The sequence below is a fragment of the Promicromonospora sp. NPDC057138 genome (assembly GCF_042670845.1).
GTDB lineage: Bacteria > Actinomycetota > Actinomycetes > Actinomycetales > Cellulomonadaceae > Promicromonospora.
On the sequence record NZ_JBHUUX010000028.1, the window covers coordinates 17,024 to 42,342 of the forward strand.

General features: G+C 71.3%; 29 protein-coding genes and 1 pseudogene. 9 read left to right on the forward strand and 21 right to left on the reverse strand.

The window, feature by feature from the left end:
- The first annotated feature begins 14 nt into the window (after window positions 1-14).
- Window positions 15-1,061 (forward strand): alcohol dehydrogenase catalytic domain-containing protein, encoded by a 1,047-nt coding sequence (locus ACFT2C_RS16150; RefSeq protein ID WP_377208079.1) that lies wholly within the window; start codon window positions 15-17, stop codon window positions 1,059-1,061.
- 70 nt (window positions 1,062-1,131) lie between these two features.
- Here ACFT2C_RS16150 and ACFT2C_RS16155 read toward each other — a convergent pair whose 3' ends face one another.
- Window positions 1,132-1,710, reverse strand: coding sequence for a TOPRIM nucleotidyl transferase/hydrolase domain-containing protein (locus tag ACFT2C_RS16155; protein ID WP_377208080.1), 579 nt, complete (start codon window positions 1,708-1,710; stop codon window positions 1,132-1,134).
- Between the two features lie 598 nt (window positions 1,711-2,308).
- Window positions 2,309-3,085: a phytanoyl-CoA dioxygenase family protein gene (locus ACFT2C_RS16160; RefSeq protein WP_377208081.1), complete on the reverse strand. Its 777-nt coding sequence runs from the start codon at window positions 3,083-3,085 to the stop codon at window positions 2,309-2,311.
- A 73-nt stretch (window positions 3,086-3,158) separates the two neighbouring features.
- Between ACFT2C_RS16160 and ACFT2C_RS16165 the strand changes: the two genes are divergently transcribed.
- The gene (locus tag ACFT2C_RS16165; protein ID WP_377208082.1) at window positions 3,159-3,989 is read left to right on the forward strand and encodes an AraC family transcriptional regulator; all 831 of its coding nucleotides are present in this window, start codon (window positions 3,159-3,161) and stop codon (window positions 3,987-3,989) included.
- A 95-nt stretch (window positions 3,990-4,084) separates the two neighbouring features.
- Here the strand turns inward: ACFT2C_RS16165 and ACFT2C_RS16170 are convergent, their stop codons facing one another.
- The 5 genes from ACFT2C_RS16170 to ACFT2C_RS16190 all read right to left on the reverse strand — a co-directional run bounded on the left by ACFT2C_RS16170 (window position 4,085) and on the right by ACFT2C_RS16190 (window position 6,619).
- On the reverse strand, window positions 4,085-4,261 hold the full coding sequence (locus ACFT2C_RS16170; protein ID WP_377208083.1) for a hypothetical protein: 177 nt from the start codon (window positions 4,259-4,261) through the stop codon (window positions 4,085-4,087).
- 206 nt (window positions 4,262-4,467) lie between these two features.
- Window positions 4,468-4,875: a hypothetical protein gene (locus ACFT2C_RS16175; protein WP_377208084.1), complete on the reverse strand. Its 408-nt coding sequence runs from the start codon at window positions 4,873-4,875 to the stop codon at window positions 4,468-4,470.
- Window positions 4,876-5,130: 255 nt separating this feature from the next.
- On the reverse strand, window positions 5,131-5,517 hold the full coding sequence (locus tag ACFT2C_RS16180; protein ID WP_377208085.1) for a nuclear transport factor 2 family protein: 387 nt from the start codon (window positions 5,515-5,517) through the stop codon (window positions 5,131-5,133).
- Between the two features lie 13 nt (window positions 5,518-5,530).
- The gene (locus ACFT2C_RS16185) at window positions 5,531-5,914 is read right to left on the reverse strand and encodes an MmcQ/YjbR family DNA-binding protein (RefSeq protein ID WP_377208086.1); all 384 of its coding nucleotides are present in this window, start codon (window positions 5,912-5,914) and stop codon (window positions 5,531-5,533) included.
- 45 nt (window positions 5,915-5,959) lie between these two features.
- A complete protein-coding gene (locus ACFT2C_RS16190; RefSeq protein ID WP_377208087.1) occupies window positions 5,960-6,619 on the reverse strand; it encodes a DNA-binding response regulator in 660 nt (219 codons plus the stop codon).
- A gap of 109 nt (window positions 6,620-6,728) precedes the next feature.
- Between ACFT2C_RS16190 and ACFT2C_RS16195 the strand changes: the two genes are divergently transcribed.
- Both ACFT2C_RS16195 and ACFT2C_RS16200 read left to right on the forward strand, forming a co-directional pair.
- Window positions 6,729-7,685 (forward strand): oxidoreductase, encoded by a 957-nt coding sequence (locus ACFT2C_RS16195; RefSeq protein WP_377208088.1) that lies wholly within the window; start codon window positions 6,729-6,731, stop codon window positions 7,683-7,685.
- A 77-nt stretch (window positions 7,686-7,762) separates the two neighbouring features.
- A complete protein-coding gene (locus tag ACFT2C_RS16200) occupies window positions 7,763-8,710 on the forward strand; it encodes an NmrA family NAD(P)-binding protein (RefSeq protein ID WP_377208089.1) in 948 nt (315 codons plus the stop codon).
- A gap of 49 nt (window positions 8,711-8,759) precedes the next feature.
- Here ACFT2C_RS16200 and ACFT2C_RS16205 read toward each other — a convergent pair whose 3' ends face one another.
- Window positions 8,760-9,851 carry an acyl-CoA desaturase gene (locus tag ACFT2C_RS16205; protein WP_377208090.1) on the reverse strand — a complete coding sequence of 364 codons (1,092 nt, stop codon included), beginning with the start codon at window positions 9,849-9,851 and terminating at the stop codon, window positions 8,760-8,762.
- 62 nt (window positions 9,852-9,913) lie between these two features.
- Window positions 9,914-11,218 (reverse strand): sensor histidine kinase, encoded by a 1,305-nt coding sequence (locus tag ACFT2C_RS16210; protein WP_377208091.1) that lies wholly within the window; start codon window positions 11,216-11,218, stop codon window positions 9,914-9,916.
- Window positions 11,219-11,309: 91 nt separating this feature from the next.
- Here ACFT2C_RS16210 and ACFT2C_RS16215 point away from each other — a divergent pair, with 91 nt between their 5' ends.
- A complete protein-coding gene (locus ACFT2C_RS16215; RefSeq protein ID WP_377208092.1) occupies window positions 11,310-12,029 on the forward strand; it encodes a response regulator in 720 nt (239 codons plus the stop codon).
- A gap of 13 nt (window positions 12,030-12,042) precedes the next feature.
- Here the strand turns inward: ACFT2C_RS16215 and ACFT2C_RS16220 are convergent, their stop codons facing one another.
- The 4 genes from ACFT2C_RS16220 to ACFT2C_RS16235 form a co-directional block, all read right to left on the reverse strand.
- Window positions 12,043-14,457, reverse strand: a complete 2,415-nt coding sequence (locus tag ACFT2C_RS16220; protein ID WP_377208093.1) for an ATP-binding cassette domain-containing protein — start codon at window positions 14,455-14,457, stop codon at window positions 12,043-12,045.
- A 118-nt stretch (window positions 14,458-14,575) separates the two neighbouring features.
- Window positions 14,576-15,007 carry a VOC family protein gene (locus ACFT2C_RS16225; protein ID WP_377208094.1) on the reverse strand — a complete coding sequence of 144 codons (432 nt, stop codon included), beginning with the start codon at window positions 15,005-15,007 and terminating at the stop codon, window positions 14,576-14,578.
- A gap of 10 nt (window positions 15,008-15,017) precedes the next feature.
- Window positions 15,018-15,476 (reverse strand): helix-turn-helix transcriptional regulator, encoded by a 459-nt coding sequence (locus tag ACFT2C_RS16230; protein ID WP_377208095.1) that lies wholly within the window; start codon window positions 15,474-15,476, stop codon window positions 15,018-15,020.
- Between the two features lie 50 nt (window positions 15,477-15,526).
- Window positions 15,527-15,892, reverse strand: a complete 366-nt coding sequence (locus ACFT2C_RS16235; protein ID WP_377208096.1) for a hypothetical protein — start codon at window positions 15,890-15,892, stop codon at window positions 15,527-15,529.
- Between the two features lie 285 nt (window positions 15,893-16,177).
- Between ACFT2C_RS16235 and ACFT2C_RS16240 the strand changes: the two genes are divergently transcribed.
- Window positions 16,178-16,885 (forward strand): AAA family ATPase, encoded by a 708-nt coding sequence (locus tag ACFT2C_RS16240; protein WP_377208097.1) that lies wholly within the window; start codon window positions 16,178-16,180, stop codon window positions 16,883-16,885.
- A 4-nt stretch (window positions 16,886-16,889) separates the two neighbouring features.
- On the opposite strand, the gene ACFT2C_RS16245 is transcribed toward ACFT2C_RS16240, so the two are convergent.
- Both ACFT2C_RS16245 and ACFT2C_RS16250 read right to left on the reverse strand, forming a co-directional pair.
- Window positions 16,890-17,459 carry a carboxymuconolactone decarboxylase family protein gene (locus tag ACFT2C_RS16245; protein ID WP_377208098.1) on the reverse strand — a complete coding sequence of 190 codons (570 nt, stop codon included), beginning with the start codon at window positions 17,457-17,459 and terminating at the stop codon, window positions 16,890-16,892.
- Between the two features lie 96 nt (window positions 17,460-17,555).
- Window positions 17,556-18,578, reverse strand: coding sequence for an LLM class flavin-dependent oxidoreductase (locus ACFT2C_RS16250; RefSeq protein ID WP_377208099.1), 1,023 nt, complete (start codon window positions 18,576-18,578; stop codon window positions 17,556-17,558).
- Window positions 18,579-18,690: 112 nt separating this feature from the next.
- Here ACFT2C_RS16250 and ACFT2C_RS16255 point away from each other — a divergent pair, with 112 nt between their 5' ends.
- Window positions 18,691-18,861 (forward strand): hypothetical protein, encoded by a 171-nt coding sequence (locus tag ACFT2C_RS16255; protein ID WP_377208100.1) that lies wholly within the window; start codon window positions 18,691-18,693, stop codon window positions 18,859-18,861.
- Window positions 18,862-18,915: 54 nt separating this feature from the next.
- Here ACFT2C_RS16255 and ACFT2C_RS16260 read toward each other — a convergent pair whose 3' ends face one another.
- Complete coding sequence (locus ACFT2C_RS16260) at window positions 18,916-20,292, reverse strand: NAD-dependent malic enzyme (RefSeq protein ID WP_377208101.1); 1,377 nt, start codon at window positions 20,290-20,292, stop codon at window positions 18,916-18,918.
- A gap of 130 nt (window positions 20,293-20,422) precedes the next feature.
- On the opposite strand from ACFT2C_RS16260, the gene ACFT2C_RS16265 reads away from it, so the two are divergent.
- Window positions 20,423-20,992 carry a GNAT family N-acetyltransferase gene (locus ACFT2C_RS16265; protein WP_377208102.1) on the forward strand — a complete coding sequence of 190 codons (570 nt, stop codon included), beginning with the start codon at window positions 20,423-20,425 and terminating at the stop codon, window positions 20,990-20,992.
- Here the strand turns inward: ACFT2C_RS16265 and ACFT2C_RS16270 are convergent.
- The 3 genes and pseudogenes from ACFT2C_RS16270 to ACFT2C_RS16280 all read right to left on the reverse strand — a co-directional run.
- The gene (locus ACFT2C_RS16270; RefSeq protein ID WP_377208103.1) at window positions 20,874-21,713 is read right to left on the reverse strand and encodes a tyrosine-protein phosphatase; all 840 of its coding nucleotides are present in this window, start codon (window positions 21,711-21,713) and stop codon (window positions 20,874-20,876) included. The two genes, ACFT2C_RS16265 and ACFT2C_RS16270, sit on opposite strands and share 119 nt — an antisense overlap.
- 104 nt (window positions 21,714-21,817) lie before the next feature.
- Window positions 21,818-22,681, reverse strand: coding sequence for a PP2C family protein-serine/threonine phosphatase (locus ACFT2C_RS16275; protein WP_377208139.1), 864 nt, complete (start codon window positions 22,679-22,681; stop codon window positions 21,818-21,820).
- A pseudogene (locus ACFT2C_RS16280) lies at window positions 22,661-23,059 on the reverse strand (helix-turn-helix domain-containing protein); the annotation flags it as partial. The pseudogene ACFT2C_RS16280 and the gene ACFT2C_RS16275, both read right to left, overlap by 21 nt.
- On the opposite strand from ACFT2C_RS16280, the gene ACFT2C_RS16285 reads away from it, so the two are divergent.
- Window positions 23,043-23,801, forward strand: coding sequence for a hypothetical protein (locus ACFT2C_RS16285; protein ID WP_377208104.1), 759 nt, complete (start codon window positions 23,043-23,045; stop codon window positions 23,799-23,801). The pseudogene ACFT2C_RS16280 and the gene ACFT2C_RS16285 sit on opposite strands and share 17 nt — an antisense overlap.
- A gap of 99 nt (window positions 23,802-23,900) precedes the next feature.
- Here ACFT2C_RS16285 and ACFT2C_RS16290 read toward each other — a convergent pair whose 3' ends face one another.
- Entirely contained in the window at window positions 23,901-24,857 is a 957-nt protein-coding gene (locus tag ACFT2C_RS16290) for a ribonuclease Z (protein WP_377208105.1), read from the reverse strand.
- Window positions 24,858-24,935: 78 nt separating this feature from the next.
- Window positions 24,936-25,271, reverse strand: coding sequence for a hypothetical protein (locus tag ACFT2C_RS16295; RefSeq protein ID WP_377208106.1), 336 nt, complete (start codon window positions 25,269-25,271; stop codon window positions 24,936-24,938).
- Window positions 25,272-25,319: the final 48 nt, after the last annotated feature.

The following is a 25,319-nucleotide window of genomic DNA, read 5'->3' on the forward strand; positions in this document are numbered from 1 at the left end:
GGTTGAATCCGCTCGTGCGCGCGATCGTCTTCGACCAGTTCCAGGGCCCCACCGACGTCCGTGAGGTGCCGGCCCCTGCGGCGCCCGACGGCGGAGTGGTCGTGCGGGTGCACGCCACCGGCCTGTGCCTGAGCGACTGGCACGCCTGGTCCGGGCACGACGCCGACATCACCACGCTGCCGCACGTCCCCGGTCACGAGCTCGCGGGCACCATCGACCAGGTCGGCGCCGGTGTGACGAAGTGGCGGGTGGGGGACCGGGTCACCGTGCCGTTCGTGAGCGGCTGCGGCACGTGCGAGTGGTGCCGCAGCGGCCAGGCGCAGGTCTGCCCGGACCAGACCCAGCCGGGCTTCACGCACTGGGGCTCCTATGCGGAGCTCGTTGTACTCCACGCGGCCGACGCCAACGTGGTGGCCATCCCCGACGGCGTCTCGTTCGAGACGGCGGCGAGCCTCGGCTGCCGGTTCGCGACCGCCTACCGGGCCGTGGCCGGGCGCGCGGGGGTCCGGGCAGGGGAGTGGGTGGCGGTGGTCGGCGCGGGCGGCGTCGGGCTCAGCGCCGTCATGATCGCCGTCGCGCGCGGGGCGCACGTCGTCGCGATCGACCGCTCGCCGACGGCGCTGGAGGCCGCCCGCCGCGCCGGCGCCGAGCGGACCGTGCTCGCCGACGGCCTCGACGTCCCCGCCGTCGTGCAGCAGATGACGGACGGCGGGGCGCACGTCGCGGTGGACGCCGTCGGCAGCGAGCAGACGTGCGCCGACGCGATCGGCAGCCTGCGCCGACGCGGGCGCCACGTGCAGGTCGGGCTCTTCGCTCCCGTCGACGGCGGCCCGCGCGTGCCCATGGGCCGGGTGATCGCGTGGGAGCTCGACGTGCTCGGCAGCCACGGCATGGCCGCCGCCGACTACCCCGAGATGCTCGAGCTGGTCGCCTCCGGGGCGCTGCGGCCCCAGGACCTGCTCGACCGGGTGGTCGGCATGGCCGAGGCCGCCGCGCTCGTGCCGACGATGGACTCGGCGCCGCGCGCCGGGATGGTGGTGCTCGACCCGCGGCTGGCCTGACCGCCGTCGGCCCGAATGCAAGGCCGAGCGCGGCCGTCGGGGATTCTGCGGGCAATGATGCGCGCGTGGCTCACGTGGCCCAGCGCAGGACGGCGTCGAGCGGGGCGGGCACCCTGTCCAGCGGCAGCACCTCGGCCAGGCGACGGCCGTAGCGCTCCTTGCGTCCGCCCTTGGAACCGATGAAGCGGTGCAGCTGCTGGGTGGTGGTGCGTTCGCGCTGGGCGGGTTGGCCCTGCAGCCGCGAGAAGCTGCGCAGCTCTCCCTCGGCGGCGATGAGGGCGAGGAATCCGTCGGTCCCGACCGCCCGGATCAGCTCGTCCTCCAGGTCCCGGTCGCAGCGGAAGAAGCCGAGGTCGGTCAGGGGAGTGGCCGCGGTGAACGGGCGCAGGCCTATCCGGTCGAGGCCCTTGACGACGAAGCGTTCCTCCGCGGCGTCGTACAGGCCGCCGACGCGGACGTCCTGGCCGCCCAGCGCGACGAGGTGGTGGCCGATGTTGGTGATCCCGCCCATCGCCACGACCTGCACGCCGAGGTCGGCGAGGGGGAGGCCCAGCCGGGCGGCGAGCGTCTCGACCGCCACCCGGTCGCTCTCGCCCTCCACGAGCACAGCGGTGCTCGTGGAGGCGGCGAGGACTCCGGCGAGATTCATGGTCTGAAGGATCGTATGCCTCGGTCGCGGGGAGAGCCTGCAGGATCTTTCGGGGTCTACCGTGTTGGTCTTTGTTGATGGTGGTAGACCGATGTGTTGCGCTATACACAATGCTTTAGGTATGTTGTCGCGCAGCTTGCGGGGCAGGGGCGGCCATTGCTCGGGTGAAGGGTGGCTCGGGTGGGCGCATGGATGCGTCGCTAGCTCGCGAGTTCGGTCCGATGCGTCGCGTGGCTCGTGACTTCGGTCCGATGCTCTGAGATCGGTCAATCAACCGACCGATCTCAGAGCATCGGACCGAAGTCGTGGAACGCGACCAGCAACCGACCGAAGTCAGGAACTTCCGCAGAGCGCCGCGCGTCACGGCGAAGGAGGACGCCGAGGCGCAATACGCGCAGCGGGCGCAACGCGTGCGACACGTTCACTGGGCGCGACGTTCACCGGGCACGGCGCGAACGGCGGGCGGGACGGGGGGTCAGGCCGTTCCCTCCGCCGTAATGACATAATGTGCATTATCGGTACGCGTCCCGTGCGTGATCTGGCACCTGCGCAGGATCGGCGAGGAAGCACATCGTGGTGCCCGTGGAGCCGTCCTGGCTCAGACGCGTTCCCCGTCCCGGAGGAACTCCTCGAAGCCCTCCCAGGCCTGGGTGCCGTCCTTGGTCCGAATCACCTCAGACGAGTACTGCGCCAGATACACGCGACGCAGATCCTGGGTCAGGTTGGGCCCGCTGCGATGGAAGACGACACTGGAGAAGCAGGCGATGCTCCCCGCCGGAACGACCACGGGCGTGCCCGGGTCATCCCCGAAGTAGCCGACCTTGTCATTGGTGGCCTCGTCGTGGAAGTGCTTGACGTACGACCGGACACCCGCCCGGGAGTACGGAAGCAGGTACACGCTGCCGTTCGCCTCTGTGACGTCGTCGAGCGCGATCCAGCAGGTGAGATACGGCTCGTGATCCTCGTGGACGAAGCCGCTGTCTTGGTGCCAGGAGAACGCGCTGTCCTTGTCGGCGGCCTTGATCACGAACTGCTCGACGAACTGGAACGCATCCGGCCCCAGCGTGGCCCGACAGATGTCGGCCATCAGGTCTCCGAAGAGGAACGAGCGCAACGACGGCTCCTGCTCGGCCATCCCGGAGACGAAGTAGCGACGTCCGCGATGGTTCAGCCCCAGCCTGTCGACGGCGGCGGTGTCCATCTCGGCGTCCGCGCGGTCCATGGCGCTCTGGGCAAGCCCGCGGAGCAGCTCGAGCTGGTCCGCGGGGAGCGCTCGCTCGAGGACGAACCAGCCCTCCTCCCGGTATTGCCGGGCGTGGGCCTCGGTGACGATCGATGATGCCTTGCCTGTCGCCTTGCCTGTGATGGTTTCCATGGACCTGACGCTAGGCCGCGCTCCGGCGCTGTGAGCAGGTCTGTGATGGGAGGCTCTTGTCTAAAATGGTCAGATGAGCAGCAGTGCGGTGCGGATCAGCTCGCAGGACGAGGTCGGGACGCGGCTCGGGCGGGTGCGGACGACAGGATTCGTCGAGAACGGTCCCGCATTCGTCCCTCGTCCGCGCCGGGTCCTCGAGAGCTACGCGCTCGTCCTCATCCATGCCGGTGCCGGCTCGTATGTCGACGACGAGATCGGTTCCCGCCCGATCGAGCCCGGTGACGTCATCACCGTGCCGCCCGGGCACCCGCACTGGTACGGTCCCCCGCCTGGCGGTACCTGGAGCGAGATCTTTCTCGTGTTCGACGGCCCCTTGTTCGATGCCCTTGCCGTCGAAGGCGTGCTCGATGTCCGCGACCCGATCCGTCGGGTCGCCCCGCTGAAGGCGTGGCGGGACCGGGTGGCCGAGCTCGCCGACCGCGTCCGACCCAGTGACACCACGGCACGTCGAAGGGAGCTCCTGGAGCTCGCCGCGCTCCTGGTCGACGTGCGAGGTGAGCGGCACGACGCGGAGCCGGTGACGCGTGGGATCCGACAAGCGCGCAATCGGCTGGCCGGCGATCTCCGGGCTGAGCTCGACCTCCGCGGTGTTGCTGCGTCCGCGGGCCTGCCGTACGAGACGTTCCGCAAGCAGTTCCGGGCGGCGGTCGGCACCTCGCCCGCCGCGTTCCGCCTCGACCGGCGCATCGAGGCGGCGGGGGCGCTGCTGCGCATGACCGACATGACCCACGCGGCGATCGCCGCCAGCCTGGGTTTCGCCGACGAGTACCACTTCGCCAAGCGGTTCCGGGAGCGCGCCGGTGTCTCTCCACGCGACTACCGGCGCGCCCGCTCGACGATCTGAGCGACCTGCCGCTCCCCCGTTCCCGCGCCGTTCTGCGCGACTGACTCTGCACGGTTGAGATTCAGCACGGTTGAGACTCTGCACGGTTGACGAGGTCAGTGACCGTCAGACTGCCCCGGCGCGAACGGCCACTCCTCGAACGCCGCGCAGCGTCCGTCCTCGTCGAACGTGAGGACCCACAGGCCGCGCCAGCGGCTGCCGGACCCGCCGTACTCGACGCTCACCCGCACGACCGCCGTCGGACCGTCCACGGCGACCACCTCCGCTGCCATAGCTGCGAGATTCGCTCACTTGGTGCGGAAGCGCGCGACCATGTCGAGTTCAGGGCGCCCGCCCCCGGGCTACGGACAGTTCACGCCAGCGGCGCATCGCCGCCCACGAAGACCTCGCTGGATGCCAGGCCAACTGTACGTAGCCAGGGGCCGACGTCATCACATGCCGCACTGCGCGCGCCCTGTCTTGACGTGTCGAGCGCCAGTTAGCCCATAAGTAGGCGAGCGAACCCGGCGTGCAGCTGGTGCACGCGAACCGAACCGCTGCCCAGCAGCTCGGCCTTTTGCCGCAGCCGGTCGACAAGCGCGTCGTCCGGATTGCCGTAGACGTCGATCGCCAGCATGTTGATGAACTCACCGATCGGCGGGAACTTGGGCCCGGCCACTTTCATGTGGAACTCGAGCGCTTCCGAGTCGGGATTGATGTGCAGGACGGTCATTCGGGCGCCGTCGTCGCTGAAGTACACGTTGTAGGCGAGCAGCCGTGGCTCGTTGGCTTCCACGAACTCCGCCAGGTCGTCCATCGCGGCCTTGAGCTCCTCCAACCGCCCAGTTCGAACCTCGGACGTGTCAACGTACACGATTGGCTGGGCAATGCCGACGAAGCTCTGCATCTGCTCATGATGCTGCCGGGCTTCAGGTTGCGGCAAGCGCTCTCATGCCGCAAGGCGCTTGCCTCCCCGCTACTCCCGTCCCTGCCAGTTGGGAGAAGAGGGCCCTAACAGCCAGCATGACGCCATTCGTCCCTTCCGTTCGTTGCTGTGCGCCGCTGAGGTCGTGCGCCGCGACCCGATCGTCATCCAGTCTCATGACCCCGCGCGGGATCGCGGCTACTGAGCGTTTCGAGACTGACCCAGCAGGATCGGGTGTCAGCCAGGCTCCTGCCCGTCGCGCTGGCTCGGCGCGAACGGCCATTCCTCGAAGGCCGTGCAGCGGCCGTCGTCGTCGAGCTCCAGGACCCACAGGTCGCGCCAGCGATCCCCCGACGCGTGGTACTCGACGCTCACGCGGACCACCGCCGTCGGACCGTCGACAGCGATCACCTCGGAGCCCATCGTGAACGACTCGTCCGGCCCGTCGCGCCCGGCATCCCAGAACTCCGCGAGCGCCGGGAGTCCCACGATGGGTGCGGCCCAGGGTGATGTCCGGTAGGTGGCGTCGGCGGTGAAGAGCTCGGCGAGGCCGTCTGTTCCGGGCGTGCGCCAGAGTCGTTCGTAGCCGCGGACCCAGGCCTCGGCCGTCGCACGTTGCGTCATGCCACGAGGCTACTCAGTCGGCGCCCGGGACGGCCGGCCGGCTGACCTGCTCCGCGAGTCGCTGCGGGGCCTGGATGCAGTACGAGTCGGTGAGCAGCTCGGTCAGCTCGTCCCAGTCGGTGCGTTCGTCCAGGACCATCCCGACGACATTGGTGCCCCAGCTCGCCTTGAAGTAGTGCGCGCCGAGGTGCTGGAACGCCTCGACCTCGTCGGGTTCGGCGCGGAAGGTGACCCGGATCAGGCCGTCCTCGCCGCCGAACACGTGCGCGACCGTTGCGTCGCGGGTCTTCCAGGCGACTCCTGTCCAGGCGTCGGTCTCGTTGCACTCCGGGAGGCGCTCGAAGATCGCGGCGAGGCGCAGTACGGTCTCGGTCGGGACGGTCGCACGTTCGGTCACGGCAGGAGTCTTGCACCAGCCACTGACACGGTGCCGGACGGGCGGTCAGACGAGTCCGAGCTCCCTGGCGCGCACGCCGGCCTGGAACCGTGACTCGGCGCCGAGGGCGTCCATCAGCTCGGCCACGCGGCGGCGGTAGGTGCGCACGCCGAGACGCAGCGTCCGGGCTGCGGCCTCGTCCTTGACTCCCTGGCTGAGCAGGTCGAGCACCTGGGGTGCGAGCTGGCGGATCTCGGCGATCTGGGTGTCGTAGACGTCGAGCTCGGTGGCTGGTCGCCAGGCGGCGTCGAACAGGGAGGTGACGCCCTGCACCGCTTCGCGCTGGGTGATGATGCTGTAGCTGCGGCGGCCGGCGCTGAGGTCTCCGGCGAGGATGACCAGGCGGCGGTCGAGGATGATCGTCTCGTTGATCTCGTCGGTGGTGATGCGGATGTGGGCGCCGTGCCGGTCGCGGTCTCGCGCCAGCTTCCGGGCGGCCACGGGGTCGAGCAGCAGGACGGACCGGTAGAGCTTGCGGAGCCGGACGTCGCCGGGGCGGCGTTCCCGGACCAGCTCGGCGAACTCGTCGGTCGACTGTGTGGTCGCCCAGGTGGCGAGGTCGTTGGCGGCGCAGGCGACGTCGGTGGCGGCCGTGAACAGGTGCATCGTCCTTTCGAGGAGCTCTTGTTCGCCGTGGACGATCGTGACGGCTTCGCCGGTCTGCATGGGACCGATACTGCCCGGCGCCGCTCCCCCGCGCCACCCCCCTGCGCCCGGGTCGGCAACAAGCTGCCATCGCCGCGGGACCGGGAGTGCAGCGCGTGATGCTGGTCGCATGACAGCTGACACGAACACGATGGGCACGAACACCGGCACCCCGGACGCGGCGGCAGCCGGTACCTGGCAGCTCGGTGACCTCACGATCAACCGCACAGGTTTCGGTGCGATGCGCCTCGTGGGCATGCCCTGGGAGAAGACACCGCGCAGCCGGGACGCGGCGATCGCCGTCCTGCGGCGGGCCGTCGAGCTCGGTGTGAACCACATCGACACCGCGGCGTTCTACTTCGCGCCGCGGCGCTCGGCCAACGAGCTGATCGGCACCGCGCTCCAGCCCTACCCGGACGACCTGGTGATCACGACGAAGGTCGGGCCGGCCCGTTCCCGGGACGGCGGCTTCGAGCCGATGGGCCGCCCCGGCGAGCTCCGCGGGCAGGTGGAGGAGAACATCCGCCAGCTCGGCCGGGACCACCTCGACGTCGTCAACCTGCGCTGGGGCACGAGCATGGCCGGCCAGGGGCGCGAGCCCGAGTCGGTGGCCGAGCACTTCGGGGCGCTCGCGGAGCTGCGCGAGGCCGGCCTGATCCGGCACCTCGGCATCTCCAACATCCTTCCGGAGCAGCTGACCGAGGCGATGGCGATCGCGCCGGTCGTGTGTGTGCAGAACCAGTACGGCCTGACCAGCCGGGAGGACGACGCCCTGGTCGACCTGTGCGGCGAGCTCGGCGTCGCGTTCGTGCCGTTCTTCGCCGTCGGTGCCGCGGTCCCGGGCGCCGCGCTGGCGGGCGGCCCGGACGAGACCGGGCAGGCGGAGGTAGCCGCTGTGGCGCAGGCCCACGGCGTCACCCCCGCGCAGGTCCGCCTGGCGTGGACCCTGCACCGGGGTCCGCACGTGCTGGCGATCCCGGGCACCGGCAGCGTGACGCACCTGGAGGAGAACATCGCCGCGGGTGCCCTGCGGCTGAGCGAGGACGAGCTCGCCCTGCTCGACGGCGTCGTCGCTACCACGAGCTGAGCCGGAGCTGCGGGCCCCGAACCCGCACCCGACCCCGACCTGGTCCCGAGCGCCCGCGCGCGGGTAGCCTGGCCGGCGTGAGAATCGCCGTCACGGGTGCGACCGGCACGCTCGGGAGCCAGGTCGTAGGGATGCTGGCCGATGCCGCGCCGCCTGGCCTGGCCGGGGGCGGCCGAGGGGGCGAACCGGCCGGCGACGGGGGTCCGCACGAGGTGCTGGCGCTCGCCCGCCGGCCTGCCATGGTGCCCGCCGCGGTGTCGGCTGCGATGCCGCCTGCGCCTGGCACCGGTGGGTCCGGCGCAGGCGTCGTCGTCCCGGTGTTCGCCGACTACGACGACGCCGCCTCCCTGCGGCTGGCGCTGCGCGGCGTCGACGTCCTGGTGTTCGTCTCCAGCGACGGTGAGGCGGCCCGGATGCTGGTGCACCACCGGAACGTGGTGGAGGCGGCCGCAGCGAGCGGGGTGGGGCACGTCGTGTACCTGAGCGGCGTGGACGCGGACCTGGCGTCGCCGTTCTGCTACGCCTTCACCAACGGGTACACCGAACAGCTGCTCGCGGGGAGCGGGTGCGGCTTCTCGTTCGCCCGCGCCTCGCTGTTCACGGAGTTCTTCGCGGCGTTCCTGCGGCCGGCGCTCGCGTCGGGCGAGCTGCGCGTGCCGGGCGGGGATGGCCGGGTCTCGCTCGTCTCACGGGCCGACGTCGGACGGTGCCTGGCCGCCCTTGCCCTGCTGCCGCCGTCCGGGCGCCATCATGACCTGACCGGATCGGCGGCGCTGACCCTCCGCGACATGGCGGGCGTGCTCAGCGAGCTGGCGGGGAGCCCGGTGAGGTATGCCGATGTGGCGCCGTCGGTCCTGGCCGAGGAGCTGGCCCGGTCCGGCGAGGACCCCTGGTGGACGTACGCCTACTCCAGCATGTTCGCGTCCGTGCGCGAGGGGCGCTGGGCCGCCGTCTCCGACGAGGTGCTCCGGCTCACCGGCCGGGCCCCGCTGCCCCTCGCGGACGTGGTCCGGCCGCGCGCCTGAGCAGCACTGCCCACGTGCCCGGCACCGCCCGGATGGCGGCACCGCCCGGCTATCGGTACTGCGCCGCGATCGGGCAGTCCATCGGGTCGGCGTAGCCGAGCCCGACGCGGTTGAGGTAGGCGGTGATGATCCCGTACGACTCGAAGAGCCCGGTCTCGGTGTACGGGATGTCGCGCTCGGCGCAGAACGCCTGCACGATCGGGCGGGCGTGCCGCAGGTTGACGCTCGCCATCCGCGGGAAGACGTGGTGCTCGATCTGGTAGTTCAGCCCGCCCATGGCGATGTCGACGAACCAGCCGCCGCGGATGTTGCGGGAGGTGAGCACCTGGCGGCGCAGGAAGTCGATCTTGAGGTCCTTGGGGAGCAGCGGCATGCCCTTGTGGTTCGGTGCGAAGGTCGCGCCCATGTACAGGCCGAACGTCGCGAGCTGCACCGCCATGAAGGCGGCGCCGAGGACGGGGCCGAGGGTGAGGAGGACGATGGTCGGGAACCCGACCAGGCGCAGGCCCAGGAGCCAGGCCTCCGCACCGCGGTGCTTGATGGCCGGCGTCGTGGCGAGGGTCCGGACGGCGTTGGCGTGCAGCACCGGGCCGAACAGCGTGAGAATCGGGAAGAACAGCCAGCCCTGGCGCCGGGTGACCCAGCGCATGAACCCCGTCCGCCCGACCTCCTCGCCCGGCACGAACACGATCACTTCGGTCTCGATGTCGCCGTCCTTGCCGATCACGTTCGGGTTCGCGTGGTGCTTGTTGTGCTTGCGGGCCCACCAGCCGGCGCTGAGCCCGACGACGAGGTTGGCGATGATCCGCGCCGCCCACTCGTTGCGGCGCCCGGAGCGGAAGATCTGCAGGTGCCCGGCGTCATGACCGAGGAAGGCGCCCTGGGTGAACACGACACCGAACAGGACGGCCACCGCGAGCTGCCACCACGTGTCGCCCAAGGTGAGCAGCAGCCAGAACGCGAGCGCCAGGCCGGCCGCGAGGGCGGCGGTGCGGGCGGCGTACCAGCCGACGCGACGTCCCATCAGGCCGGCGGCGGTGGCGCGTTCGGCCAGGTCGAAGTAGTCGTTGGTCTGTTTGTTGCGCGCCGGGTGCGGTCGGCGGGCCGTGGCCGTGCGGGGCGCTGCGTCGATCGTCGTCATGAGCGTCAACTTAGGAACAGGTTTGCCCTGTGCGCGTCCCCCGCGGGAGCCAACCTCACCCCCTACCTGGGTAGCGGGTCGTCGTCCTGGGCGACGGGGAGGGTGGCGGTGAGCTCGAAGCCGCCGTCGGGTGTGGGGCCGGCGGAGACGGTCCCGCCGAGGGCGTGGGCGCGTTCGCGGATGCCGGCCAGGCCGAGCCGGGCGCCGGGTGTGGGCTCGTCGCTGCGTTCGGGGGCGGTGTTGGTGACGTGGACCCGGAGGTCGTGTCCGTCGTTCGCGGCGGACACGACGACGGCGACGGCGGACCCCGGGGCGTGCCGCAGGGCGTTGCTCAGTGCCTCCTGGACGAGCCGGAATGCGGTGAGCCCGACGACGTCGGGTACGTCGGTGTCGGTGCCGGTGTAGCTGATCTCGGCGCCGGAGGCGCGGGTGGACTCGACGAGGTCGGCGACGTCGGGCAGGCCGGGCAGCGGTGCGGTGGGTGCGGTGTCGTGGCCGCGCAGGATGCCGAGCAGGCCGCGCATCTCCCCCAGCGCGCGGCGGGAGGAGGCGGCGATCTCCTCGAACTCCTGCTGGATCGCCTCGTCGAGCCCGGGCTGGCGGTAGCGCGCGGTCGAGGCCTGGACGGTGATGACCGACATGCTGTGCGCGACGACGTCGTGCAGCTCGCGGGCGATCCTGTTGCGTTCCTCGAGCTCGCGGCGGCGGGTCGTCTCGGCGGCGCTGAGCCGTTCGGCCTGCTCCATGCGGACGACGCTCAGGTTCCACAGCCGCACGAGGACCCCGACCAGGGCGATGCCGCCGCTCAGGGAGACCAGCACGACGCCGTTGGCGACGGCGGTCTCGCTCGCGGCGTGGGTGATGACCGCGGGGGCCAGGACCGTCAGCATCGCCCCTGCCGACCAGAGGGACGCCGCCCAGTACCAGGAGTGTCGCAGCGCGAGGACGAACACCGTGAGGCAGTGCGCGAGCAGGACGGTGACGGGCCACGGCCAGGGCCAGGCTGCCGCGGCGCCGGCGGTGACGATCATCAGGCCCAGGGCTCCGACTACGGATGCCCCGAGCCCCGCCCAGGGCCAGCGCACCGCCAGGATCGGGGCGGCGCAGTGCACCAGCGTGAGCGCCATGGCCGCCGCCGGGTGCGTGCCGTACACGGACGCGGTCACCGGCCACCCGATCGCGACGAGCGCGACGGAGATGATCGAGACCAGCGTCCACAGCCACACGACCTCGCGCCGGGCGATCGAGGCCGTGGTGACGTCCAACCGGGTCAGGGCGCGCAGCCCCGGGGACATGCGCCGCGGGCGCCGCGTGCCGGGTGCGGCCGCGGCGCGCTCTTCAGGGGCCGCATCAGGTGGGTGGTCCATTCCCCGCAGATTATGCCGTCGGGCGGGTGGGCCGCGTCACCCGGCAGAGGGAACCGCCGTCATACTTTCGGGGCTCGGTTACCTTGGTCCCATGCCGCCAGCTCCCGACGCCCCTGCGCACGACGTGCCCGGGCACGACGCCCCTGGACGCGCGATCCGCGTGCTGATCGTCGACGACCAGTCGATGATCCGCGCCGGGTTCGCCGCGCTCCTGAACGCCCACGAGGGGATCACGGTGGTCGGCACCACGGACGACGGCGTGGGGATCTCCGACGCGGTCCGCCGCATGCAGCCCGACGTCGTGCTGATGGACATCCGCATGCCGAAGGTCAACGGGCTGGACGCGACCCGCACGATCATGGGAATGCCCGGCACCCCGCCGAAGGTGATCATGCTGACCACGTTCGACGCCGACGAGTACGTCTTCTCGGCGCTGCGCGCGGGCGCGAGCGGGTTCCTGCTGAAGGACTCGCCCCCCGAGGAGCTGACCCAGGCCGTCCGCGTGGTGGCCGCCGGCGAGGCGCTGCTGTCGCCGAAGATCACCCGCGCGCTCATCGCCGACTACGCGGCGCGCCCGACGCTGCCCGTCTCGCCGTCCGCCACGCTGTCCGCGCTGACCGACCGCGAGCTCGACGTCATGAAGCTCGTCGCCGCCGGGCGGTCCAACGCCGAGATCGCCACCGAGCTGCACCTCGCCGAGCAGACGGTCAAGACGCACGTCTCGCGCATCCTGAACAAGCTCGACCTGCGCGACCGGACCCAGATGGTGGTCTGCGCCTACGAGTCGGGCCTGGTGCGCGCCGGCCGCTGACACGTCAAGGGTCCTAGGCGCTGACGTACCGCGCCAGGTGCTCGCCCGTCAGCGTCGGGCGCCCCGCCCGGGCCTGGGCCACCAGCTCGGCCGGCGTGCCCTCGAAGACGACCCGGCCGCCGTCGCGCCCCGCGCCGGGACCGAGGTCGACTATCCAGTCCGCGTGCGCCATGACCGCCTGGTGGTGCTCGATGACGATCACCGACTTGCCCGACTCGACGAGCCGGTCGAGCAGGGCGAGCAGGTTCTCGACGTCCGCCAGGTGCAGGCCGGTCGTGGGCTCGTCGAGGACGTAGATCCCGCCGTCCTGCGCCATCTCGACGGCGAGCTTGAGGCGCTGCCGCTCGCCCCCGGACAGCGTCGTCAGCGGCTGGCCGATGCCGAGGTAGCCGAGCCCGACGTCCGACAGCCGCTGCAGGATCTTGTGCGCCGCCGGGACCGGTGCCGGCCCGTCCTTGGCGAAGAACGCCGCCGCCTCGGTGACCGGCATCGCGAGCACCTCGCTGATGTCCTTGCCGCGCTTCTCACCGTCGCCGCTCGCACCGTCCCCGCCCGCCGAGTCCCCGCCCAGCGTGTACACCAGCGCCGAGGCGTCGAACCGCTTGCCGCCGCAGTCCTCGCACGTGGTGGAGACGGTGTCCATGAACCCGAGCTCGGTGTAGATCACGCCGGCGCCCTTGCAGGTGGGGCACGCGCCCTCGGAGTTGGCGCTGAACAGCGCCGGCTTGACGCCGTTGGCCTTCGCGAACGCCTTGCGGATCGGGTCGAGCAGGCCCGTGTACGTGGCCGGGTTGGACCGGCGCGAGCCCTTGATGGCGCCCTGGTCGACGGCGACCACGCCCGCCTCGGCCGGGATCGACCCGTGGATCAGCGAGCTCTTGCCCGAGCCCGCCACACCGGTGACGACGGTCAGCACGCCGAGGGGCACGTCGACGTCGACGTCCTGCAGGTTGTGCGTGCTCGCCCCGCGGATCTGCAGCGTGGCCGACGCCGCCCGCACCGTCTCCTTGAGCTTCGCGCGGTACCCGAGGTGCCGGCCCGTGAGGGTGCCGCTGGACCGCAGGCCCTCGACGGTGCCCTCGAACTGCACGGTGCCGCCCGCCGACCCGGCCCCGGGACCGAGGTCGACCACGTGGTCCGCGATGACGATGGCCTCCGGCTTGTGCTCGACGACGAGCACCGTGTTGCCCTTGTCCCGCAGCTCGACCAGCAGCCTGTTCATGCGCTGGATGTCGTGGGGGTGCAGGCCGATCGTCGGCTCGTCGAACACGTAGGTGACGTCCGTGAGCGCGGAGCCCAGGTGCCGGATCAGCTTGGTGCGCTGCGCCTCTCCCCCGGACAGCGTGCCCGACGACCGGTCCAGCGACAGGTAGCCCAGCCCGATCTCCACGAACTTGTCGAGCTGGTGGCCCAGGTTCGCCAGCAGCGGCCCGGCGCCCGGCGCGTCCAGGCCGCGGACCCAGGCCGCCAGGTCGCTGATCTGCATGGCGCACGCGTCAGCGATGCTGATGCCGTCGATCTTGGACGACCTCGCGGCAGCGGCCAGCCGGGTCCCGTCGCACTCGGGGCAGGTCACGAACGTGACCGCCTGCTCCACCCACGCCCGGATGTGGGGCTGGAGCGCCTCGACGTCCTTGCTCAGCATCGACTTACGGATCTTGGGGACCAGGCCCTCATAGGTGATGTTGATGCCCTTGGCCTTGATCTTGGTGGGCTCCTTGTACAGGAAGTCGTGCCGCTCGGTCTCCGTGTACTCGCCCACGGGCTTGTCCGGGTCCAGGAACCCCGACTCGCTGTAGGTGGCCACCATCCACCCGTCGGCGGTGTAGCCCGGGATCTTGATGGCGCCGTCGTTGAGGGACAACGAGTCGTCGAAGAACTTCGTCAGGTCGAGGTCGGACACCTGGCCGCGCCCCTCGCACCGCGGGCACATGCCGCCGTGGTAGACGGCGTTGCGCACCACCTGCTTCTCGCCCGTGACCGACGTCATCACCCCGCTCGCCTTGCGCGCCGGGACGTTGAACGAGAACGCGATCGCCGGCCCCACCTGCGGCTGCCCGAGGCGGCTGAACAGGATGCGCAGCAGCGCGTTGGTGTCGGTGACGGTGCCCAGCGTGGAACGCGGGTTGGCACCGAGGCGCTCCTGGTCGACGACGATCGCCGTCGTCAGCCCGTCGAGCTGGTCCACCTCCGGGCGGTCCAGCGACGGCATGAAGCCCTGCACGAACGCGCTGTACGTCTCGTTGATCATCCGCTGCGACTCCGCGGCGATCGTCGCGAACACCAGCGAGCTCTTCCCCGAGCCGGACACGCCGGTGAACACGGTCAGCCGGCGCTTCGGGATCTCGAGGCTGATGTCCTTGAGGTTGTTCACCCGGGCGCCCTGCACGCGGATCAGGTCGTGGGTGTCGGCGGGGTGGGTGTCCATGACGGCAACGGTAGGCCCGGATCCGGGTTCCATCTTCTGCTCCTCGTTCGCATCGGCGGCAGCCGCGTACACACGCGCCGTCAACCCTGGGATACACATGGCGGGGTGGTCGTGCGGTTCAGAGCTGCTTGATGCGGACCGTGTTGCCCGCGGGGTCGCGGAACGCGCAGTCGCGGAAGCCGTAGGGCTGGTCGACCGGTTCCTGCATGACCTCGGCGCCGCTGGCCTGCACCCGCTCGAACGCCGCGTCCAGGTCCTTGGTCCCCAGGATGACGGCGGCGTAGGTGCCCTTCGCCATCATCTCGGCGACCATCTTGCGCTCCTCGTCGGTGACGCCGGGGTCGACGGCGGCCGGCGTCAGGACGATGGAGGTGTCGGGCTGCCCGGCCGGGCCGACGGTGATCCAGCGCATGGTGCCCTGGCCCACGTCGAGCTGGACCTCGAAGCCGAGCGCGTCGCGGTAGAACGCGAGGGACGCCTCCGGGTCGGTGTGCGGGAGGAAGGTCTGGTGGATGGTGAGGTCGGTCGGTGTGCTCGTGTCTGTGCTCATGGCTGCCACGCTAGGTCCCGGCCCGCAGCGGCGCTTCTCGATTCCTGACCGGTCTGGTGACCTGCTTGGCGATGCACGCAGGGAGCCCCGCGGTGTCGATCGCGTCCGCGGCCGCGAGCGGGTCGTTCCGGTACACGCTGGGCGGCACACCCACCAGCTCGGTGAACCGGGTGCTGAACGTACCCAGCGACGAGCAGCCGACGGCGAAGCACACCTCGGTCACGCTCAGGTCGCCGCGGCGCAGCAGCATCATGGCGCGCTCGATGCGCCGCGTCATCAGGTAGCTGTACGGCGACTCACCGTAGGCGGCCTTGAACTGACGCGACAGGTGCCCGGCCGACATGTGCACCCCGGCGGCGAGCGCCGCGACGTCGAGCGGCTGGGTGTAGTCGCGGTCCATGCGGTCGCGGACGCGGCGGAGCAGGGCGAGGTCGCGCAGGTGGTCGGGATCGGCGGCGTTGCTGGTCACGTGGACGATCGTGCCACGTTGGTGATGGGGCTGTCTTCGTGGTGGGCCCTTCAGTCCTCCTGGTAGAAGTCCTCGGTGAGGATCAGCTCGGAGCCGTCGTACCCGTGCACCACGAGGTGGTCGGTCTCGAAGGTCACGTCGATCTCCTCGGCGGTGTCGTGCTCGAGGTCGGTGAAGGGGCTGGCGACGTAGCTGATCCGTGGGCCGAGGTCCGGGTCCTTGCGGGCGACCCACAGGACCCCGCCCGGCGTCCCGTCGTCGCGCAGCTGGACGCACAGCGGCGCCGAGTCGGCGCCCGGGTCGCACACCTCCTGGACGAGGCGTGGCCGCAGGTGGTCGGCGACGACGGACCAGATGCCGGCGCCGGCCAGGGCGAGCACCGCACCGGTCAGGGCACCCACGAGGAAGCGTTTCACGCGCCAGACCCTAGCGGGATCACGCGATCGGCGATATGTGCCCCCACCAGCCAGGATCCATGACCAGAACCGGGAACAAACCGGACCGATTCGTCCGTTCTACCGGGTGGAATGAGTATCTGACCGACGTCTTGAGCCGTAGGGCCCCACCTGGCGCCCTGTGCCCGACGTCGTGGTTCGCTCCGGTCCGTGATCCCGGTCCAGCGCCCTTTCAGGGCGTTCCCGGCGATCCTGGATCGGCTCGCGCGATGCTGCTCACCCGGCCCCCTACGAATGGAGGACCACGTGACGACAACAGCTCCCCTGCCCTGGCTGCGCCAGGTTCCCGGCTTCTCCGGCGACTCCGCCCGCCGCACTCGTGACCGTGCGCCCGGCCCGTTGCTGATCGTCGTGGGCGGTGTCCCCGGCGCAGGCAAGAGCACCTTGCTGGCCCGGGTCGCCGACGACGTCCCCGGCGCCGTCGTGCTCGACCCCGACCGCTACCGGCGCGGCATCGCCAGGCGGCTGCCGTCCTGGGCGCCGTACGCCACGTACCGCTGGGCGGTGCACACGCTGCACGCCGTCGCCACCCTGGTGAGCCTGCTGCGGGGGCCGCGCTCGGACGCCCCGCTCCTGGTGCACGACACCGCGACCCGCGAGCGCCGGCGGGAGGCCCTGGGCCTGCTGGCTCGGCTGCGGGGCTGGGACCCGGTGCTGGTCGCGGTCGACGTGTCGCTGGCCGAGGCGCTGGACGGGCAGCTCGACCGTGGTCGCGTCGTGCGGCCGGAGGGGTTCGTGCGGCACTGGGAGCGGTGGACGGCGCAGCGCTCGGCGCTCGCGGTGGTGGACGGCGGGCCGCGTGGCCCGTGGTCGGGTGTCTACCTGATGGCGCGGTGTGACGCGTTCCGGCAGGTGCGTGAGCTGGCCAGGCGCCGGGCGGTCGTGCTCGCGAAGGGCAGGCTCGAGACGGCGCGCGAGCAGGCCCGTGCCGCCGAGCGGCCGTACGCGGCCTGAACGCTCAGAGGCCCTCGACCAGCGCGTCCCGCAGCGGCTCGGGCAGGTCCGGCGGGACGTCCGGGACGACGGCGAGGGCGTGCAGGGCGCGGCTGTAGTAGTTGCGCGCGGCGGCCGCGAGCACGACGTCGACGATCTGCCGGTCGGTGAGCCCGAGCTCGCGCAGCCGCAGGCTGTCCGCCTCGGTCATCGCCGACGAGTCGCCGCTGAGCCGCTCGGCGACCTCCATCGCCGCCACCTCCAGCTCCGTGAGGCCGGCGGTGCGGAAGTCCCGGGCGATCCGCTCGAGCTGCGCGTCGTCGAACAGGGCACGGGACTTGCGCCCGTGCGCGAGCCGGCAGGCCCGCGACCCGATGGCGCCGGCGGCGGCGAGGGTCACCAGCTCGTACAGCCGTAGGCCCAGGCTCGGCACGACGGCACGCACCAGCGACTCGAACGCGTGCTGCGCCTCGGGGTTGGTGGCCATTGCGCGGGTGTGGCTGGGCACGTACCCGAGCGACTCCTGGTCGCCCGCGTACAGCTCGGCCCAGGCTCCCGTCGCCTCGGCCGGCTCCGGCGTCCTGATGATCGTCATGTTCGCAGCGTCCCACCGCCGTCGTCGGCCGGACAGGAGAGCAGCGGGTGACATCCCGGGCCGTGCCCGGGATGTCCCGGGACGGACCTGGGTTGCCTAGCGCCAGCCGAGTGCGGGCGCGACGTGCCCCAGGATGTTCTCGATGACGTGCGCGTTGTAGTCGACGCCGAGCTGGTTGGGCACTGTCAGCAGCAGGGTGTCGGCGGCCTGGACCGCTTCGTCCTCGCGCAGGTCCTCGGCGAGCTGGTCGGGTTCGCCCGCATAGGTCTTGCCGAAGCGGGCGGGCCCGGTGTCGAGGTGGCCGACCTGGTCCTCGCTGTAGACCTCCATGCCGAAGTACTGGCGGTCGCGCTGGTCGGTGATGGGGAAGATGCTGCGGCTGACGGACACGCGTGGTTCGAACTCGTGCCCGGCTTCGGCCCAGGCGTCGCGGAACCGCTGGATCTGCTCGGCCTGCAGCCGGTGGAACGGCACCCCGGTGTCCTCGGTGAGCAGCGTGGACGACATGAGGTTCATGCCCTGCGCCGCCGTCCACTCGGCGGTGGCGCGGGAGCCGGCGCCCCACCAGATGCGGCGGCGCAGCCCGTCGGAGTGCGGCTCGATCCGCAGCAGTCCCGGCGGGTTGGGGAACATGGGGCGCGGGCTCGGCTCGGCGAACCCCTCGCCGTCGAGCAGCTGCAGGAAGCGGGCGGTGTGCTCGCGGGCCAGGTCGGCGGCGCCGGCGTCCTTCGGTGCGGGCTCGTAGCCGAAGTGCCGGTAGCCCTCGATGACCTGCTCGGGTGACCCGCGGCTGATGCCGAGCTGTAGCCGTCCGCCGGAGATGAGGTCGGCCGCACCGGCGTCCTCCGCCATGTACAGCGGGTTCTCGTAACGCATGTCGATGACGCCGGTGCCGATCTCGATGCGGCTGGTGCGCGCCCCGATCGCCGCGAGCAGCGGGAACGGCGAGGCGAGCTGGCGCGCGAAGTGGTGCACGCGGAAGTAGGCGCCGTCGGCCCCCAGCTCCTCGGCGGCCACGGCGAGGTCGATCGACTGCAGCAGCGCGTCCGACGCCGAGCGGGTGCCCGACTGCGGATGCGGCGTCCAGTGACCGAAGGACAGGAACCCGATCTTCTTCACGCTGACCTCAACTCTCCGGGGGCGGGTGCCCCGTCCCGGTACCGCAGGACCGTTCCCGAACCGTTATCGGCGGGCGGGCATCGTTTTGCGGTTCCCGTGCGTCTCTACCAGTGTGAACAACAACTTCCCCGACCGCACGAACATCAACGACCGTACCCAGCCGGAGCCCGTCCGCTGGTGGATCCCTCTCGTCGCCTCCACCGGCGCGCTCCTCGTCCTCGTGCTCGGCACCGCGGCGGTGGTCAGCAACATCGTGAACGCCGCCATCGGCAGCATGGGCTGACCCGGCCGGGCGCCTCGATCACGGCCCGGGCGGACACGTCGCCGAAGCAGGCTCTCACGCCTGCTTGCGCACCGCGTCCGCCACGGCCTCGGCGACCCGGTGGTCGAACACGCCGGGGATGATGTAGGCGCTGTTCAGCTCGTCCGGGCCGACGACCTCCGCGATCGCCACGGCGGCCACCCGCAGCAGCTCCGTGGTGATGTCCGTGGCGCCCGTGTCCAGCAGGCCCCGGAACAGGCCCGGGAACGCCAGCACGTTGTTGATCTGGTTCGGGTAGTCGCTGCGGCCCGTGGCCACCACGGCCGCGGTCTCGGCGGCCTCGAGCGGGTCCACCTCCGGCGTCGGGTTGGCCAGGGCGAACACCACCGCGCCGTCGGCCATCTGCGCCACGTCCGCGCCCGACAGGATGCCGCCCGCCGAGACCCCGACGAACACGTCGGCGCCCTTCAGGCCCTCCTGGAGCGTGCCGGAGAACCCGTCCACGTTCGTGTTGTCCACGATCCAGCGCCGGTGCGGGTCCTCGGTCACCACCCCGGGGTGCAGGGCGCCGTCGCGCCCGAACGCCACGATGTGCCGCGCCCCCTGCGCCTTGAGCAGCCGGATGATCGCGTTGCCCGCCGCGCCGACGCCGGACACGACGATCCGCACGTCCTCGAGCTTCTTGTCGACCACCTTGAGCGCGTTGACCAGCGCCGCCAGCACCACGATCGCCGTGCCGTGCTGGTCGTCGTGGAACACGGGGATGTCCAGCTCCTCACGCAGCCGCGCCTCGATCTCGAAGCAGCGCGGCGCCGCGATGTCCTCCAGGTTCACGCCCCCGTACACGGGCGCGAGCGCCTTGACGATCCGCACGATCTCGTCGGTGTCGGTCGTGTCCAGGCACACCGGCCAGGCGTCCACCCCGCCGAACTCCTTGAACAGCGCCGCCTTGCCCTCCATGACCGGCAGCGCCGCGGCCGGGCCGATGTCGCCCAGGCCGAGCACCGCGGTGCCGTCGGTGACCACGGCCACCGTGTTCCGCTTGATCGTCAGCCGGCGCGCGTCGGCCGGGTTGTCCGCGATGGCCAGGCAGACCCGGGCCACCCCCGGCGTGTACGCGCGCGAGAGGTCACGGCGTGTCTTGAGCGGCACCTTGTTCGTGACCTCGATCTTGCCGCCCAGGTGCATCAGGAACGTCGAGTCGCTCGACTTGAGCACCTCCGCGCCCTCGATCGCGTTCACCGCCGCCACGACGCGCTCGCCGTGCTCCGCGTCGATCGTGTCGCACGTGACGTCCACGACCAGGCCGTGCGACGTCGAGTGCGCGATGTCGACGCCCATGACCGCCGCCCCGGCGTCGGCTACCGCGGCTACCACCGTGCTCGTGGCGCGCTGCGAGGCGGCCACCTCCACGCGCAGGGTGATGGTGTAGCTCGGGCTGGGCAGCGACATCGCGGTTCTCCTTGGTTGCGCGCGCGGGAGTCCGCGCACGAAGAGATATTCCTACCCGTGCGACGTGACGTGCGCCACACGAGCCCGCGATGCGGACGAGACCACCGTCCCGGCCACGGAAGATGGTGCCGTGAACATCGCCCCCGACTCCCCTGCTCGCGACGACGTCCGCCGGCTGCTGGACGAGCACCTCGCCGACATGTTCGCCACCTCTCCGGCCGAGAGCGTGCACGCACTGGACCACTCGGCGCTGCTCGCGCCGTCGGTCACCTTCTGGACCGCGCGGGACGACGACGGCACGCTGCTCGGCTGCGGCGCGCTGAGCGAGCTCGAACCCGGTGCTGAGACGCGCGAGGGCGAGATCAAGTCCATGCGCACTGCCGGCCAGGCCCGCGGCCGGGGCGTGGCCTCGGAGCTGCTGATGGTGGTCCTGACCGAGGCGAAGCGACGCGAGTACGCGCGAGTGAGCCTGGAGACCGGGTCACAGGACTTCTTCGCGCCAGCCCGCCGCCTGTACGCCCGGCACGGGTTCGCCGAGTGCGGGCCGTTCGGGAGCTACACCCCGGACCCGAACAGCGTGTTCATGACCCTGGACCTGACGGCACACCAGCCTGTCGCGCCGTCGACTCCCCACCCGGCCCAGCACCCGGCCCGGCTTCCGGCGGATCAGGCCGCCGCAGGCGGCCCCGCAGACTCCTGATCCGCCCCTCGTCCAGCCCCGCGTACCGCAGGTAGGCGGCCGCATCCAGGTCGGCGAGCCACCCCAGGAGCGCCGCGCGGCGCTCGCGGACGCGCTCGTCCATCTGCGATGCGGTCCACGTCTCGCCGGGGTGCTGCACCCAGGCCCGCTGCTCGACGTCGTAGGCGATGCCGCCGCGGTGGGTGGTGCCGCGGAACGCCTGCTCGTAGTCGTCGGCGATCGCCCGGTGCTCCACGCCGGTCAGCGCAAGCAGGATCGCCGTGATCATCCCCGTGCGGTCGCGGCCGGCCGAGCAGTGCACCAGCACCGCGCCCGGGGCGTCCGCGAGCGCCCGGAAGGCGGCGCCGAACAGGTGCGGGTACATGGCGGTGTTGGGTGCGTAGGAGCGAGGGTGGTCCAGCCAGGGTCCGCAGGTCTCCAGGAAGTGGGGGTCGCCGGGGTCCTCGGTGGGGGTGTAGCGGGTGACGATCTCGCCGGGGCGGACGGCGTCGGGCAGGTGGTCGTGGGCCTGGGCGATCTCGGCGGCGTTGCGCAGGTCGACGACGGTGGTGAGCCCCGCCTCGAGCGCTTCGGCCCACCCGGTGGGGGTGATCGGCTCGGGGGCGCCGGAGCGCCAGATCTGGCCGGGCGCGGTGGTGCCGCCGTCGTCGAGCGGGAGGCCGCCGAGGTCGCGGAGGTTGACGGCGCCGTCCCAGGTCTGGGGGTGCACTGGGTTGCTCATGCTCGGCATCGTGGTTCGGGTCCAGGGGCAGGTCAACGGGGAGAACTGCCCCTGGACGCCGCAGCCGGCACGAGCGGGGAGCGGTCGCGCCGGACCCGGCCCGGTCAGGCCGCCTGCGCGGCCTCGGTGAGGTCCGCGACCACCACGAGGTAGTTGTCGGGCGCCCCGGCCGCCTCGACGGCCTCCGCCACCCGCTGCGTGACGTCGTCCGGCTCACCCGGCCCGGTCAGCAGCCGCACCAGCTGGCCGGGCTCGAGGACCGCGTGGACACCGTCGGCAGTCAGGACGAGCCGGTCCCCCGGCCGCAGCTCGACCGCGAACACGTCCGGCTCGGCCCACTCAGGATCGCCGCCGAACGCCCGGTTCAGCAGGGCACGATCGGGGTGCGACCGGGCCTCCTCCTGCGTGAGCCGACCCTCCTCGACCAGCGCCGCGGCCACCGTGTGGTCCCGGGTGAGCGGCTCGGCCTCGCCGTCCCGCACGAGCCACGCACGCGTGTCACCGATGTGCACAACCCGCCCCTGGTCGCCGTCGAGCAGGACCGCCGTCAGCGTCGTGCCGGCGTGCTCAGCGGTCTCGGCCCTGGTCCGGGCAGCCTCGGCGGCGCGCTGCACCGCATTCGGCAGCCCGACGTCGGACACACCCTGGGCGAACGTGTGGAGCGCGACCGACGCGACCTGGTCGTCCCCGAAACCGTCAGCGACGGCGATCAGCCCCGGCCGGACGAGGCAGGCGTCGTTCATCGTGTCCCGGCTGCCGATGCCTTTGCGCGCTGCGGCGCTCGCGGTCAGTGTCGTTCTGGTGCGTGACATGGTGCTCTCCCTCGTACGGAGCTGGACGAGGAGCTCGGACACGATCGCGCGGCGTGAGGCCGTGTCGGCCTCGACCTGCCGCCAGTACGCCTGAACGGCGTCAGCCGCGCTGCCCGACGGCGCCGAAGCGACCTCGCGGATCCGCGCGAGCGGCATCCCGATCAGGCGCAGCCTCGCGACCAGGCGGGCACGGTCGAGCTGCTCGGGCGTGTACCAGCGATACCCGTTGAACGGGTCCACACGGCTGGGCGCGAGCAGGCCGAGCTCGTCGTACAGGCGCAACGCCTTCGGCGTCAGACCGGACATGCGGGCGAACTCGCCGATGCTCAGCTGCTCCACGGGACCATCCTCGTCCCCGGCGACGGTCGCCGGTGCAAGGAGGCTGACGCTTCCCCCAGGGGCAAGGTCAAGCAGCGGAGACGCCGTTGCGTATAAGCAACAACATCCCGCAACACATGCCAAACATGAACAACCCTGCGAGCCCTGGGAGGCTCTTTTCCCGCCCCGAGGAGTCTCCATGACCGTCACGACCATGACCGCCGCACACCACCAGGTGATTGCAACCCTGCTCAGCTCTCCACGGCTCGCCCCGTACCTGCGGGCTTCTGAGGGGAACCTGCGAGCAGCATTGAGGCTGTATCAGTGGAACGTTGAGATGTCTTCCGCGGTCTACAAGATGCTCCACCTGCTGGAGGTCTTCATCCGCAACGCCATGGATGCCGAGCTACGAGTCTGGAACTCGACACAGATCAACCCGAGCACCGGACACCCGCACGCACCGGACTGGCTCCTCGACCCTTCACACCTGGTCGAGCGCATCGTGCGTCGCGACGAGATTGCCAAGGCCACCCGCCGCGCAAAGCTCGCCGCGAAGGACTCCGGTACCGGACCACGCCCTGTCACTCACGACGACATCCTGGCGCAGATGATGTTCGGCACGTGGAGGTTCCTCCTACCGAGCAAGGACCCCGGTCGACAGTTTCTCTGGCGTGAGGCGATCTCGCTCGCGTTCCCTCACCTGAAGCGGCCGGTCTCGGACCTGGTACGTGACCTCGACGGCCTCTACCGGCTTCGGAACCGAATCGCGCACCTCGAGCCGCTGCTGCCGGGCGGTGCCGTCGTCAAGGGGCATCTGAAGGCCGCACGTCGAGTCCTCGAAGCCGTTGAGCCCACCGCGGAACAATGGCTGGTGTCCCACCAGGCCCTGTCGACAGTTATCGCCGAGATGCCTGGACAAGCCCCAGAAATGCCTGAGGGCCCCCTCAGTGAAAACTGATAGGGCCCCGGCCGAACTATAACCGGGAGACCTGCCCCGGCTTTCGTGTGCCAGCCTAGACCACTCGCACGAGCAGTGCCACCGCACGAGCCACGCGTCCTACCTCCGTCGCGGTACCGGCACCCGGTCCAGGTCGGACGCCACGGTGAGCTCGCCGTCGAACACCGTGCGTGCCTCCTTCTCGAACTCCGTCGGGTCGGTGTACCGCTGCGAGAAGTGGGTCAGCACGAGGCTGCGCACCCCGCACCGCGCGGCCACGGTCGCGGCCTGCAGAGCGGTCAGGTGCCCGTGGTCGCGGGCCAGGTCCCGGTCGCGGTCCAGGTACGTCGACTCGATGACGAGCAGGTCGACGCCGTCCGCCAGGCGCTCCACCGCGGCGCACATCCGGGTGTCCATGACGAACGCGAACGACTGCCCCGGGCGGGGGTCGCTGACGTCCTCGACCCGGACCGTGCCGTGCGGGGTGCTCAGCGTTCCCTCCTGAGCCAGCCGTCCGACGTCGGGCCCGGCGATGCCGGCGGCCGCCAGCCGGTCGGGGTCCATCCGCCGGCCGTCGGGCTCGTCGAGCCGGTACCCGTACGCCTCCAGGGAGTGGTCCAGCCGGGCCGCGCTCAAGGTCGCCGGGCCGTGCAGCTCGCCCGGCACGCGCGGCACGACGCCGTCCCTGGTCAGGCCCTGCAGCGCGAGGCGCTCCTGGTGGTAGTACGAGGTGGAGTCGCACAGCGCCTCGACCCAGCGCCGGCCGGACGCCGGGAACGTCACCGGCACCGTGTGCGGCACGGCGTCCAGGCTGATGCGCTGCACGACGCCGGCCAGGCCGAGGCTGTGGTCGCCGTGCAGGTGCGTGATCGCGATCCGCGTCAGGGCCGTCGCGGAGATCCCGGCGTACAGCATCTGGCGCTGGGTGCCCTCGCCGGGGTCGAACAGGATGACCTCGTCGTCCCAGAACAGGGCGTAGCCGTTGTGGTTGCGTGTCCGCGTGGGAACCTGGCTGGCGGTACCGAGGGCAACGAGCTCGCGGCTCGCGACGCGGTGGTGGGCAGGGCGCTGGAACACGCTCGCATTGTGTCCCGAAGGCGCCGGAACCGACACGCGAAATCCGCCGTGCGCCGGCGGTACAAATTTTCCGAGAGATCACCCGCAGCCGGGCAACATGTTCAGCGGGTCGCAGCCGTACTTCGCCTGCGCCAGCACCAGCGCCGCCCAGGCGAAGCCGAGCACCATGGCCGCGCCCACGAGAATATTGAGCACCGGAAAGGTGCCGTCCTGCAGGACGGGCGCGAGCGCCAGAGCCGCTCCGGCAAGCAGGCAGCCCAGTGTCACAATGGTGATCGGGCTGGTCAGAGAGCCCGAGGCGGACGGCTCGGGCCACCCGAACCGATCCCCCAGGACGACCAGTGCGATGTACGGAAGTGCGAATCCCAGCGCCGCGATCGCGCGCCAGTCCATGACCGAGAGCTTCGACAGCACTGTGACCTCCCCTTTTGACCCACCCCAGACGGTGGCCAAACACCCACT